Source organism: Microbacterium sp. LWH7-1.2, from assembly GCF_038397755.1.
Classification (GTDB): domain Bacteria; phylum Actinomycetota; class Actinomycetes; order Actinomycetales; family Microbacteriaceae; genus Microbacterium.
This window is the reverse complement of the sequence record NZ_CP151637.1, coordinates 2,741,212-2,753,671: the sequence shown is the minus strand read 5'-3', so window position 1 is coordinate 2,753,671 and position 12,460 is coordinate 2,741,212. Positions and strand designations below refer to the sequence as shown.

13 protein-coding genes and 1 pseudogene are annotated in these 12,460 nt (G+C 70.4%); 9 read left to right on the top strand and 5 right to left on the bottom strand.

Features of this window, described 5'->3' with window-relative positions; translation table 11 throughout:
• Positions 1-132: 132 nt before the first annotated feature.
• From MRBLWH7_RS12710 to aztA, 3 genes are all read right to left on the bottom strand, one after another.
• Positions 133-1,557 (bottom strand): MFS transporter, encoded by a 1,425-nt coding sequence (locus MRBLWH7_RS12710; protein WP_341995000.1) that lies wholly within the window; start codon positions 1,555-1,557, stop codon positions 133-135.
• A gap of 209 nt (positions 1,558-1,766) precedes the next feature.
• On the bottom strand, positions 1,767-2,330 hold the full coding sequence (locus tag MRBLWH7_RS12705; RefSeq protein ID WP_341994998.1) for a TetR/AcrR family transcriptional regulator: 564 nt from the start codon (positions 2,328-2,330) through the stop codon (positions 1,767-1,769).
• Between the two features lie 45 nt (positions 2,331-2,375).
• Positions 2,376-3,059, bottom strand: coding sequence for a zinc ABC transporter ATP-binding protein AztA (aztA, locus tag MRBLWH7_RS12700; RefSeq protein WP_341994996.1), 684 nt, complete (start codon positions 3,057-3,059; stop codon positions 2,376-2,378).
• A gap of 56 nt (positions 3,060-3,115) precedes the next feature.
• Between aztA and aztB the strand changes: the two genes are divergently transcribed.
• The 5 genes from aztB to MRBLWH7_RS12675 all read left to right on the top strand — a co-directional run bounded on the left by aztB (position 3,116) and on the right by MRBLWH7_RS12675 (position 8,424).
• On the top strand, positions 3,116-3,958 hold the full coding sequence (aztB, locus tag MRBLWH7_RS12695) for a zinc ABC transporter permease AztB (RefSeq protein WP_341994995.1): 843 nt from the start codon (positions 3,116-3,118) through the stop codon (positions 3,956-3,958).
• A 59-nt stretch (positions 3,959-4,017) separates the two neighbouring features.
• A complete protein-coding gene (locus MRBLWH7_RS12690) occupies positions 4,018-5,250 on the top strand; it encodes an ABC transporter (RefSeq protein ID WP_341994993.1) in 1,233 nt (410 codons plus the stop codon).
• Complete coding sequence (gene aztC, locus MRBLWH7_RS12685; protein ID WP_341994991.1) at positions 5,247-6,167, top strand: zinc ABC transporter substrate-binding protein AztC; 921 nt, start codon at positions 5,247-5,249, stop codon at positions 6,165-6,167. Before MRBLWH7_RS12690 ends, aztC begins: the two co-directional genes overlap by 4 nt.
• Positions 6,168-6,195: 28 nt before the next feature.
• A complete protein-coding gene (gene aztD, locus MRBLWH7_RS12680) occupies positions 6,196-7,407 on the top strand; it encodes a zinc metallochaperone AztD (RefSeq protein ID WP_341994989.1) in 1,212 nt (403 codons plus the stop codon).
• Positions 7,408-7,677: 270 nt separating this feature from the next.
• Positions 7,678-8,424, top strand: coding sequence for an aminoglycoside phosphotransferase family protein (locus MRBLWH7_RS12675; RefSeq protein WP_341994987.1), 747 nt, complete (start codon positions 7,678-7,680; stop codon positions 8,422-8,424).
• 84 nt (positions 8,425-8,508) lie between these two features.
• Here the strand turns inward: MRBLWH7_RS12675 and MRBLWH7_RS12670 are convergent, their stop codons facing one another.
• Entirely contained in the window at positions 8,509-8,661 is a 153-nt protein-coding gene (locus tag MRBLWH7_RS12670) for a LuxR C-terminal-related transcriptional regulator (RefSeq protein ID WP_341994985.1), read from the bottom strand.
• Between MRBLWH7_RS12670 and MRBLWH7_RS12665 the strand changes: the two are divergent.
• The 3 genes and pseudogenes from MRBLWH7_RS12665 to MRBLWH7_RS12655 all read left to right on the top strand — a co-directional run.
• Positions 8,600-9,010: pseudogene (locus MRBLWH7_RS12665) on the top strand (orotidine 5'-phosphate decarboxylase / HUMPS family protein); the annotation flags it as partial. The gene MRBLWH7_RS12670 and the pseudogene MRBLWH7_RS12665 overlap by 62 nt on opposite strands.
• A 125-nt stretch (positions 9,011-9,135) precedes the next feature.
• Positions 9,136-9,630, top strand: a complete 495-nt coding sequence (locus MRBLWH7_RS12660) for a hypothetical protein (protein ID WP_341994984.1) — start codon at positions 9,136-9,138, stop codon at positions 9,628-9,630.
• 134 nt (positions 9,631-9,764) lie between these two features.
• Positions 9,765-10,334, top strand: coding sequence for a hypothetical protein (locus MRBLWH7_RS12655; RefSeq protein ID WP_341994982.1), 570 nt, complete (start codon positions 9,765-9,767; stop codon positions 10,332-10,334).
• Here MRBLWH7_RS12655 and MRBLWH7_RS12650 read toward each other — a convergent pair.
• Positions 10,319-11,533, bottom strand: coding sequence for an MFS transporter (locus tag MRBLWH7_RS12650; protein ID WP_342002041.1), 1,215 nt, complete (start codon positions 11,531-11,533; stop codon positions 10,319-10,321). The two genes, MRBLWH7_RS12655 and MRBLWH7_RS12650, sit on opposite strands and share 16 nt — an antisense overlap.
• Positions 11,534-12,155: 622 nt before the next feature.
• Here MRBLWH7_RS12650 and MRBLWH7_RS12645 point away from each other — a divergent pair.
• On the top strand, positions 12,156-12,359 hold the full coding sequence (locus MRBLWH7_RS12645) for a cold-shock protein (protein ID WP_045296627.1): 204 nt from the start codon (positions 12,156-12,158) through the stop codon (positions 12,357-12,359).
• Positions 12,360-12,460: the final 101 nt, after the last annotated feature.

The following is a 12,460-nucleotide window of genomic DNA, read 5'->3' as shown; positions in this document are numbered from 1 at the left end:
TCGCGGCCGCCTCGGGATTCCACGCCACACAGGGCGCGGAAGCACCCGTCTGCTTCCGCGCCCTGCGTTGAGGGGAGCGTCCGATGCGATCGCGTGGACGCCCCCCGCCGGCGCGAGCGCCGATGCTTCCGTTCAATGCTCCCGAGCGAGCCCGGCGGCGATCGCGGCGATGACGGCGACGACGGCGGTACCGAGGAAGAGCCACGAGAAGCCGCTGGTCACAGCCTCGGGCGCGGCCACCCCCGCGTCGAGCAGCGTCTCGGTACGCAGTGCGGCGACGGTGCCGAGCACGGCGAGGCCGAGCGCGCCGCCGATCTGCTGGCTGGTGTTGACCAGACCCCCCGCGAGGCCCGATTCGCCGCCTTCGACCCCGTCGACGGAGAGCTGGGTGGTGGTGACGAACGCGCCGCCCATGCCGATCCCGATCAGGATGCTGGGCCCGAGGATGTCGGTGATGAACTGCGCGTCGGCGGGCGCGAACGACAGCCAGACGAGGCCCCCCGCGAGCAGGACCAGCGAGCCGATGAGCGTCGTCTTGGTGCCGATCCGAGCGATCACGGCAGGCACGACGCCGGCGACGATGACGAGGGCGCCCGCGAGCGGCAGCTGGGTGAGCCCCGTGGTGAGCGCGTCGTATCCGAGCACGGCCTGCATGTAGACCGACAGGGCGAAGAACAGCGCGACCATCGCGGCCCCGATGAGGAGCATGACGACGTTGCCCACGGTCAGGTTGCGGTTGCGGAACACCCCGAGCGGGACGAGCGGCTCGGCCGCGCGGCGCTCGATGAGGACGAACGCGAACCCCAGCACCGTCGCGGCCGCCGCGAGGCCGATGGTGAGCGGGTGGGTCAGACCGACCTGCTCGATCGCGCTGAGCGCGCCGACGGCCGCGACGAGGGCGCCCGTGATGGTTGCTGCTCCGGGGATGTCGAGCTTTCCGCGGGCGGCGGGGGCGTCGCGCGTGATGAGCAGCGGGATGGTGACGAGCACGATCGCGCCGATGGGGACGTTGACGAAGAAGACGGACTGCCATCCGAGCGTCGCCGTGAGCACCCCGCCGAGCAGGACGCCCGCGGCAGAGCCGATGCCCGCGACGCCACCCCACACGCCGAGTGCCTTCGTACGCTCGCCTGTCTCGGGGAAGAGGTGGGTCAGGAGCGCCAGGGCGGCGGGGGCGAGCAGGGCGGCCGAGGCCCCCTGCAGCGCTCGCGCCGCCAGCAGCATCTCGCTCGTGAACGACAGACCCGCGAGCGCCGACGCGGCGACGAAGCCGGCGGTGCCGATCAGGAAGATGCGGCGGTGACCGTAGCGGTCGGCGAGGCGGCCGCCGAGCAGGAGCAGACCGCCGAAGGCGAGGACGTAGGCCGTGATGACCCACGCGAGGGCGGCCGTGTCCATGCCCAGTTGGGCACCGAGGACGGGCAGGGCGATGTTGACGATGGACGCGTCGAGCACGACGAGGAACTGGGCGAGCGCGAGCACACTCAGCGCGAGCCAGCGACGGGTGCTGCGGGCGGTCGGGGCCGGCGCGACGGCCGATGTGACGGTGGTGGTCATGGTGGTGCTCCTTTCGAGGGGATGCGGGGCGCGCCCGCCATCCGTCGGGTGTGTCGGTCAAAGCAGGGGCGACTGTGCGCCGCCCCTGCGGGCGGTCAGTTCCAGAGGCCGATTCCTTTCATTGGGATGGGGTGGTCGGGGTGCGCTGAGAGTGAGCAATCACTCACTCTTGCGGACATGCGAGCACATCGAACGCCAACGGGAATGGTTCAGTCGGGGTGACGGATGCCGCGCGCCAGCGTCTGTGCCCAGCTTTCGGAGATCTCGTCGATCCGCGTCGTCACGATCAGGTGGCACAGCTGTCCGTACGCCATGAACCGCTGCACGTCCTCGTCGCTTCCCGCGGAGCGCTCCTTGGTGAACTCGGTGACGCGGGCGACTCCCGCTCGAAGTGCTCCGCCGATCTCCGGGATCTCGGCCACGGACTGTGCGTGCACCTGCAGCATCAGCAGCGTGCGGTCGCGGATGAGCGCAGCGTAAGCGCCTCCCATCGCGTCCAGCACGGCTGCGGGCTCGGGTGAGCCCGCAGCATCCGCGCCCTCGGCGAGTGCTGCGACGATCTGATCGAAACAAGCCTCGAGCGCGGCGACGAACAGCGCTTCCTTGCGCGGGTACAGCTTGAAGACGTACGCCGGCGAGATCTTCGCCGCGCGGGCGACGTCCGCAACCGTGGTGCCGTGATAGCCGCCGCGCGCGAACTCCCGCAGCGCGGCTGCCGCGACGACGGGCCGGCGGGTGTCTGCCGTGGAGAGGATCGAGCTGCGCGGTGTCATGAGAGTGACTGTACACTCACCAGCAGTGAGTGGTCAATCACTCCCTCAAGATTCATGAACCGACGGTGGGGTTCGCGCGATGATCGGGCGCGCCCGCCCCGCATCGAGACGGAAGGTCGCGTCCGACGCCGCGATCACCTCGTGATCGTGGCTGACGCAGATCACGGCGACGCCACGATCCGCTTCCGAGCGCATCGCAACGGCGATGCGCTCCGCGCTGGCCGCGTCGAGCGCCGTCGTCGGTTCGTCCAGAAGCAGGATGTCCGCCCCGCGCGCCAGCCCCTGCGCGAGCAGCGCGCGCTGCTGCTGCCCGCCGGACAGGCGCCCGAAGGGGGTTCGCTGCAGATCGGCGAGGTCGAGGCGATCGAGCGCGGCGTCGACCGCCTCCCGTGAGCCGCGATCGAGTCGGCCCCACGGCCTGACCCGCCCCCACGCTCCGACGATGACGACGTCGCGCACGGTGAGCGGCAGGGTGGGCGCGATCACCGCGCGCTGCGGCACGAAGGCCCGCGACGCCGCCCCGATCTCGATGCGGCCCGCACGCGGCGCGATCGTCCCGGCGAGCACCTCGAGGAGCGTCGACTTGCCCGCGCCGTTCGGGCCCGCGATCACGGTGAGTTCGCCCGCGGCCGCGTCGAAGTCGACGTCGTGGAGGGCCGGGGTGCCGGCGTAGTCCACACACACCCCACGCAGGGAAACGGCGGCGAACGGCGTGGTTCCGGTGAGCATGTGCCCACTCTAACTGATTTTGAGAATCGTTCTCATTAACGCTACGGTCGTCGCTCGTGCCCCTCATCACCGATCCGTTCACGCTGGAGTTCGTCCAGCGCGCCCTCGTCGGCGGCTGCCTCGTGGCCGTGCTGTGCGGGGTCGTCGGCACCTGGGTCGTCGCGCGGGGCATGGCCTTCCTCGGCGAGGCGCTCGGACACGGAATGCTTCCCGGCGTCGCGCTGGCGACCCTGCTCGGAGTGCCGGTGCTGCTGGGGGCAGGACTCAGCGCGGCCGCGATGAGCCTCGGGATCGGGGCGCTGCAGCGACGCGGCCGGCTCTCGTACGACACGAGCATCGGCATGCTGTTCGTGGCCATGCTCGCCGCCGGCGTGATCGTGATCTCGCACTCGGGAAGCTTCGCGACGGATGCCACGGCCATCCTCTTCGGCGACATCCTCGCCATCTCGGCCGAGGATCTCGTGCTGCTCGCCTGGGCGACCGGGATCGGTCTGGTGGTCGCCGCAGCCGCGCACCGCTCGCTCGTGACTCTCGCGATCGACGCCCGGGTGGCGGCGGTGCTCGGGCTCCGGCCGAGGATCGCCCAAGCGGTGCTGGTCGGCCTGGTCACGCTCGCGGTCGTCGCGTCGTATCAGGCCGTCGGCTCGCTCCTCGTGGTGGGCCTGCTCATCGCACCGGCGGTCGCCGCCGGCCACTGGACTCGGCGGCTGCCGTCCGCGATGACCCTCGCGTGCGTCTTCGGCATCGCCGCCGTCGAGCTCGGTCTCCTGCTGTCGTGGCACGCGGGCACCGCCGCCGGCGCCTCCATCGCCCTCACCGCCGTGCTCCTCGCAGCCGCCTCGTGGGCCGCGCATGCCACCCGCGTCCGCACACGCATCACCGAGAAGGCCGCCGTGTGACCCGACAACCGGCGGCCGCAGCATCCCTTACCGACTCCCGACGAAGGAACGAACGCACCGTGCTCCACAGACCCGCCACCCTCACCACGATGCTCGCGATCGCCGCGGTCACGCTCGCCGGCTGCGGGAGCGCCGACGCAGATGCCACCGCCGCCACCCCGACATCCACCGGACACGGCGCGGTGGCCGGCGCGAGCGAGCTGAGCGAGCCGCCCCTGGCCGTGGTGACGATCGACCCGGACGGGCTCGTCCGCCAGCTCGACCTGCTCGACGAGTCCGTCGCAGAGCTCGGGGACATGCCGACGGCGTCGCGGGCAAGCACCGACGGCCGCTACGTCTTCGCCGATGCCGGCGAGGGCATCTCGGTCATCGACAGCGGTCGGTGGACATGGGACCACGTCGACCACTTCCACTACTACCGCGCCGAACCGGCGATGCTCGGCGAGGTGCCAGGGCGCGGCCCGGCCACTGTCGCGACGACCTCGTCCTCCACCACCGGCAGCACCGGGGTCTTCTTCGCCGGCAGCGGCGAGGCGGTGCTCCTCGACACCGCGGCGCTGTCCAAGGGTGAGATCGTCGAGCGATTCCGCATCGAGACCGAGCCGTACGAGGGCATCGTCGTGCCGATCGGGTCGTACGCCCTTGTCACGCAGCCGCACGGTGGGGTGGCGGCATCCGTCTCGGTCCTCGACGAGGAAGGGATGCCGCAGCCCGGCGTCACCGCCGACTGCGCAGACGCGCGCGGCACGGTCACGACCCGCGTGGGCGCGGTCATCGGGTGCGCCGACGGTGCGCTGCTGGCGACCCTCGTCGACGGCGAGGTGGAGCTCGAGCGGATCCCGTACCCCGCGGGCACGACGGCTCCACCGGTGACGGGGTTCGCGGGAAGGGACGGACGCCCGACCGTCGCCGGTCTCGCAGGAGACCACGGGATCTGGCTGCTCGACACCCGTGAGCGCACGTGGACGCTGCTGCCGGTCGATCGCCCGATCGTGCAGGCGACCGCGGTCGACGACGAGGCGCAGCACGTGCTCGCGCTCGCGGCGGATGGTCGGGTGCTCGTGATCGACGGCGCGACCGGGGAGCTTCTCTCGGAGACGGAGCCGCTGGTCGCCGAGTCGCTCGCGACGGGTGCCGGCAGTCCGACGCTCGTCGCCGACCAGCCGCGCGCGTACCTCAACGGTCCGGCGGAGAACGTCGTGTACGAGATCGACTTCGCCGACGCCGCCCGCATCTCGAGGACGTTCGCGACGTCGACGCAGCCCACACACCTCGTGGAGACCGGGCGATGAGCCGCCGCCGCGCAGCGCTCGCAGCGATCCTCACGGCCGGGGTCGCAGCATCCGTCCTCTCCGCGTGTGCCCCGACGGGCGACGACCGCCCGCTCGTCGTCGTGTCGACGAACATCCTCGGGGACGTCGTGGAGAAGCTCGTGGGTGGAGACGTCGAGGTGATGACGCTCATGCGACCGGACGCGGACCCGCACTCGTTCGAGATCTCGGCACAGGATGCTGCGCACCTGCGCTCCGCCGACCTCCTGGTGTCGAACGGCCTCGGCCTCGAGGAGGGGTTGCAGCAGCACCTCGAAGCGGCAGTCGCGGAGGGGGTCGACAGCTTCGTCGCGGGCGAGGCCATCGAGGTGCTCGCCTACGCGACGGGCGACGCTGCCGGTACGCCCGACCCGCACTTCTGGACCGACCCGGGCCGCATGACCGATGTCGTGGAGGCGCTCGCCCCGCGGCTGTCCGCGCTGGCGGGCGCGGACGCCGCCGCCGTCGAGGAGCACGTCGACGCCTACCTCGCGCAGCTCGAGAGCCTCGACGACGACATGACGGCGGCGTTCGCCGCCATTCCCGCCGAGCGCCGCGCGCTGGTCACGAACCACCACGTCTTCGGATACCTCGCCGCGCGGTTCGGTTTCCGCGTGGTGGGCGCCGCGATCCCGGGCGGAACGACCCTGGCCGCACCCAGCGCGTCCGACCTCGCCGACCTCGTCACGGCGATCGACGAGCACGGCGTGCCGGCGGTGTTCGCCGAGTCGTCCTCCCCGGACCGGCTGATGCGCGCGCTCGCCGACGAGACGGGCACCCACGTCGAAGTGATCGAGCTGTACACCGAGTCGCTCACCGCGGAAGGCGGCGGCGCCGAGGACTACCTGACCATGATGCGCGAGAACACGCAGCGCATCGTCACCGGGCTCTCGCAGTGAGCCCCACACCAAGGAAGAGGAACACCACATGCGCACACGCACGCTGCGGCGCGCCGGCCTGATCGCCGTCGCCGCCGGTGCCGTCGCGACCCTCGCGGCCTGTTCATCGACGCCCTCGGCGTCCGTCGACGCCGGCGCGGAGACGCCGACGACGGTCGCCGCCGGGCCGAGGCTCGCGGTCTCGTACGAGGGCGGCATCCTCGTGCTCGACGGCGAGACCCTCGAGCCTGTCGCCGACCTCGCCTCCGAGGAGTTCACCCGCCTCAACCCCGCCGGAGACGGACGCCACGTGCTCGTCACGATGAGCGAGGGGTTCCAGGTGCTCGACACCGCTGCGGGGAGCGCCGACGAGCCCGTGCTCACCGACCTGATCTTCGCCGCCGACGCCCCGGGTCACGTCGTCCGCCACGGCGGAAAGACGATCCTCTACGCCGACGGCACGAGCGACACCACGATCTTCGACACCGACGCGCTGCTCGCGGCCGACGGCGAGCTTCCCGAGGCTGAGACCGTGCCCGGCGTGGAGGCGCACCACGGCGTCTCGGTCGTGCTCGAGGACGGCACCTTCCTGACGACCGTGGGCAATGCCGACGGCCGATCCGGCATCTCGGCGAGCGACGCCTCGGGCGCGGTGATCGCCACGAGCGATGCCTGCCCCGGCGCTCACGGCGAGGGGACCGCGGCCGACGAGGCCGTCGTCTTCGGCTGCGAGAACGGCGCCCTGGTCTACCGCGACGGCGAGATCCTCAAGCTCGAGGCCCCCGACCAGCCATACGGCCGCATGGGCAACGCGTACGTGAGCGAGACGAGCCCGCTCGTCGTCGGCGACTACAAGAACGATCCGGATGCGGAGGGCTACCTCCTCGATGCGGTCACCGTCATCGACACCGAGGCCGGCTCGCTCGAAGTCGTCGACCTTCCCGAGGGCGTGGAGTACACGTTCCGCGACATCGCCCGCGGTCCCCAGGATCTCGCCTACATCCTCGCCACCGACGGAGCCGTCCACGTCTTCGATCCCGCCGCCGGCGAGATCACCGACGTCTTCCCCGTGATCGAGGCATGGGAGGGTCCCGCCGATTGGCAGGACGCGCACCCGGCGATCGTCGTCCGCGGCGACATCGCCTACGTGACCGAGCCCGCCGCCGACGCGATCCATGCCGTCGACCTCACGACGGGCGAGATCGTTACTTCGGCGACCCTCGACATCACACCGAACGAGATCGCGGTGGCCGCGGGATGACTGACGGGCGAGGGCGGATCTCGAGTCCGTCCTCGCCGCGCGGTGGTCGAGGACTCCCTGCGCGTCGAGGATTCAGGACAACAGGGAACGAGAGGGCGGAAAGGCGGCCCGCCGGCCCGAATCTCCTGAATCCTCGACGCGGTCGCCGACGACGTCAGCGGTCGGGTTCGTCCCGCTCATCCATGTGTCTCCCCGCTGGTCGGCTGCAAACCCGACTCCGTCCCTCCGGCTGTAGGTCCAGTGCGGCGGTGGATCCGCCAGGATGGTCCCATGGAGGACGTGGAGGTCATCGTCGCGCACAGTCAGCGGGCGACGCTGCGCGTCGGCGACGTCTTCCTGAAGGTCGACACCGACCGCGCGCACGCCGACGTCGAGATGAAGGCGATGGCCATGGCACCGGTACCGACGCCATCGGTCCTCTGGTGCGAGCCGCCGGTCCTCGCGATCGCCGCTGTGCGCGGCAAGGCGCTGGGGGTTCTGGGCGAGCCGTCCACCGCATCGCAGACGGCGTGGGCAGCAGCGGGTGCCGTCATACGAGAACTGCATGATGCGCCGCTGCCGCCGTGGCCGGGGCGCACCCTCGACGACGTCGTCGCAGAACTCGACAGCGAGTGCGCCTGGCTGCTCGCCAACGCCGTACTTCCCGCCGAGACGATCCGACGCAACCGCGAGATCGCACAGGCCGCACTCCGACCCTGGCGACCACGGTTCATCCATGGCGACCTGCAGATCACGCATGTGTTCGTCGACGGCGACGAGGTCACGGGTGTCATCGACTGGTCCGAAGCCGCGGCCGGCGACGCCATGTACGACCTGGCGACCCTCACGCTGGGGCACGAGGAGCGCCTCAACGAACTGCTCGCCGGCTACGGAGACGGTGCGGACCGGGATGTGATCCGCGCCTGGTGGTCGCTGCGCAGCCTCGTGGCGTCGCGGTGGCTGATCGAGCACGGCTTCAATCCCGACGCCCCGGGGTGCGAGTTCGACGTGCTCAGATCCCGGATGCGGGAGCCCTGAACGCCGCCGCACGCACGACACGGCGGCTGCCCGAGACGTCGGCTACCCATTCGAATGGGTATCGCACTCGCCGAAAGGGTGGGCTCAGCCTCGCGCCAGGGCGACCAGCTCGGTGCGGGAGGCCGCACCCGATTTGCGCAGCAGGTTCGAGACGTGGAACTTCACGGTGTTCTCGCTCGCCTTCGGCGCCGGCGCCGACCTCGTCACCGTGCTCGGCTCGGCCGACGACAGCACCATCGCGGGCGCGGTCAAGGCCGCCAAGAAGCACGCCAAGGGCGTCGTCGTCGACCTGATCGGCGTCGCCGACAAGCCGGCCCGCGCCAAGGAGATCGTCGCGCTCGGCGCCGACTTCGTCGAGGTGCACGCGGCTCTCGACGAGCAGGCTCAGGAGGGCTACTCGCTCGACTCGCTGCTGCGCGCCGGCGAGGAGTCGGGCGTGCCCTTCTCGATCGCGGGTGGTGTGAACGCCTCGACCATCGGCTCGGTGCGCGACGCCGGAGCCCGCATCGCCGTCGTCGGTGGCGCCCTGCACGGGGCGCCCGACGTCACGGCTGCTGCCGCGGAGCTGCGCGCAGCCATCGCCTGACACCTCCGCGCGAAAGGGTCGCGGCTCGGGAGCACGCCGGAAACGGCGGTCCCGGGCCGCGATCGGCCCATCGACGGCCGGGGTCGGTGAGCGTATTCTGGCGCTCATCGAGGCGGGAGGGGACCGTGAAGAAGCGGCATGCTCAGCGGGCGCTCACCTCCGACGAGCAGATCGACCGTTACGCGTACGTCCTGGGAAACGTGCCGGCGAGCGTCGCCGACAAGGCGTACTTCGCCGCCTTCTCCCACCTTTCGGTGGCGCAGCGCGAGGAGATCGTCGGCCAGTTGTACGCGGAGCTTCCGGACGCGCCGAAGGAGGCAGCGTCCGTCGATCCCGGCGCGTTCGCCCTGCTCATGCGCGGTCTGATGGCGCGCGACGCGCTGGTGCGTATACGCAGCAGGGGCGTGTTGGCCGCAGCGTTCGTCGCGAGCCCTCCCGTCGCCGCGTACTTCACGACCGGCGCGGGTTCCCTGACGATGGACCACCAGCCACCGTGGATCCACCAGCTGGCTGGGCACGAAACCGCCCCTGTCGACGGAGGAAGGACGCACCACCGCCACGGCGTGCCGGGCTTCCTGGGCTTGGACCACGACAACTCGGGTGACTCGCGCGAGTGGTGAGAGAGCACGGAGTGCGCGGTGGCCTGTCGGCGCGCGCACCGGCGGTGTAGCGTCTGCCGCAAGGAGGTCGTCATCGCAGCCGGTCCTCTCCGGGGAACTGGGCGTGACTGTTCGGGGACACACCATCCGTTCGCATGTCCGCTCACCCGAAGGGCACCATCATGTTCAAGAACCTCAGCCCCCTCGCCGCACTCCTCGCCGGAGGACTCATCATCGCGGCCGCTGCCCCAGCGAATGCCGCCGTCATCGAGCGCTACAGTCTCGACGCCTCGGAAAGCGGCGTCGCCGACGACTTCTGCGGTGTGGGGCTGCAGCCATCGTTCACGTATGACCTGACCGGCTCGGGCTTCATCATGACTCGCGGCGACGGGGAGCTGCTCTGGTTCCACGAGAAGATCACCGAAGTCCGGACGTTCACCTACAACGGGATGACCGTCACCGACATCCAGCCCAATACCCTCTCGAAGGATCACAAGATCATCGACAACGGCGACGGGACGCTGACCGTGACCGCGCTGCTCACGGGCGGCGGTCGGACCATCGGCAGCGACGGCAAGGTCATCGCGAAGAACGACGGACAGGTCCGGCTGCGGTTCACCATCGACGTCGCGACCGGCGACGTGATCGATGAGGAGCAGATCTTCGGGTCGACCGGCACGAACGACGACTTCTGTGCCGCGGTGCTGGATCACTGGGGCGTCTGAGAGGTGACCTCGCGGGCGGTGTCGGCGGGCGCGTTCTGCCCTCGGCTCAACAGGACGAAGGGAACGGCGATCGCCGCGATCACGCCGCTCCACACCATCGAGGCACCGTAGCCGCCGACATCGGCCACCCGGCCCAGCGCGGGTTGGATGACGACGCCGCCGCTCGAACCCATGAGCGAGTCGAAGGAGAGCACGGTCGCGCGCTGCTTCGACGGGATCATGTCGTTGAGGTACGCACGATGCACCGGGTCATCGATGGCCGAGGCTACGCCCCAGAGCGCCACGAGCACCACGGCGACCCAGAAGTTGCGCACCAGTCCGATCCCCACCAGCACCAGCGCGCTGGTGACCGTCGCCAGCAGGATCGTCGACGTGCGCCGGCGGAAGAGCTTGCGCACCCAGGGTGCGAGGGCGCCGCCGAGAATCGCGGTGCCCGACACCAGTGCGGCCGCGAGGCCGGCGACCGTGTACGCCTCCTCGTCGCCCCACAGCTCCAGCAGGTACGGCTGCAGTGCATAGAAGACGTAGAACCCGACACCCGCGGTGAACGGGCTCGCGAGCATCAGCCAGCGCACCGGCGGATCACCGAGGCCATAGCGGATGGACGCCCGCAAGACGGTGCGCGTCGCGCGCAACGGGCTCTCGCTCCGGTCGGGCGCGAAGCCCAGGTCCCGCATCAGCAGTGCGGCGACGATGAACATCAGCAGCAGGATCGCGCCCCGCAGCAGGAACGGCACGCCGAGGTTCGTCACCTGAGCGACGACGCCGCCGAGCACCGATCCCGACAGCATCGCGACCCCGCCCACGATCTGCGCGCGACCGAAGACGGTCTCGAGGCTGCCCTGATTGGAGGTCGCCTTCAGTGCGTCGACGAGCCACGCATCGACGGCCCCGGAGAAGAACGTGAAGCCGAGACCGAGCAGCACCGAGACGACCGCCCACGCCCAGAACGGCGATTGCCAGACCCACAGCATCCAATACAGGATCGTGGTCACCGCCAGCGTCACCGTGCCGAGCAGATACGACGCGCGACGCCCCACCGTGTCGGCCACCACGCCGGTGGGGATCTCGAAGATCAGCATCCCGGCGCTGAAGAAGGCGTTCGCCGCGAAGGCCTCCAGGTTGGAGAGCCCGGCGTCGAGGAGGAACAGCGTGTTGACGCCCCAGATGAGCGACGCGGCGAGCGTGTTGCCGAGCATGAGCGTGTAATACGTGCCTTGCACCCTGCGCGGAGTGGGCAGCGTTCGTGCGCTACTTGTCTGGGAGATGGCGACACCGCCTCTTTCCACCGGATTCGGACGACAACGCGACCGTATCCCTCGCACGCCCGCTCGGCTACCCCGCTTTCGGTGATCGCAGACGCCCGTGCTACACTGACACGTTCCCTTTAGGGAACCGCGCGTTCACCTCTCTGCCTCATCGTAGAGACGCAGGTCTGAGCGCCCCATCCTTCCCGCGGCTTCTGCACGCCGCCCGCCGCGAAAGCTCTCATGGCTTCGCGCCCGACGAACGAAACACACGAACATGCACTCCGCTCCACCGGCGCTCGCCTGGCGACAGGCCGACGACGACGTCCACGTCGCGACGCGCGCCGCCGAATACGCCGGCTTCATCGACGCGACGCCGCGCGGTTTCCGCGCGCACGGACCCCGCGGTGAAGACCTCGGGCTCCACGCGACGCCGGATCACGCGCGCACGGCGGTCGCAGCATCCGTTCCCTCCCCGTTGTCGACACCGGCACCGGTCCCCGTACGTCCGCACCGCATTCGTCGGCGCGGCACCCCCGGTCGCTCCGGCGGCCCGAAGAATAGGAAAGACACGATGGCCACTGGCACCGTGAAATGGTTCAACTCCGAGAAGGGCTTTGGCTTCATCGCACCCGATGACGGCTCGGCCGATCTCTTCGCACACTTCAGCGCGATCGCAGGCAGCGGTTTCAAGGAGCTGCGCGAGGACCAGAAGGTCGAATTCGACGCCGAGCAGGGCCCCAAGGGCATGCAGGCGGCGAACATCCGTCCGCTCTGACGCTCCCGCGTACACAGCGCCCGTCCCGGCTTCGGCCTGGGCGGGCGCTGCTGTTCACCTGGGGGTCACCCGGGAATGGGGAGGTATTCCTTGCGGCTCAT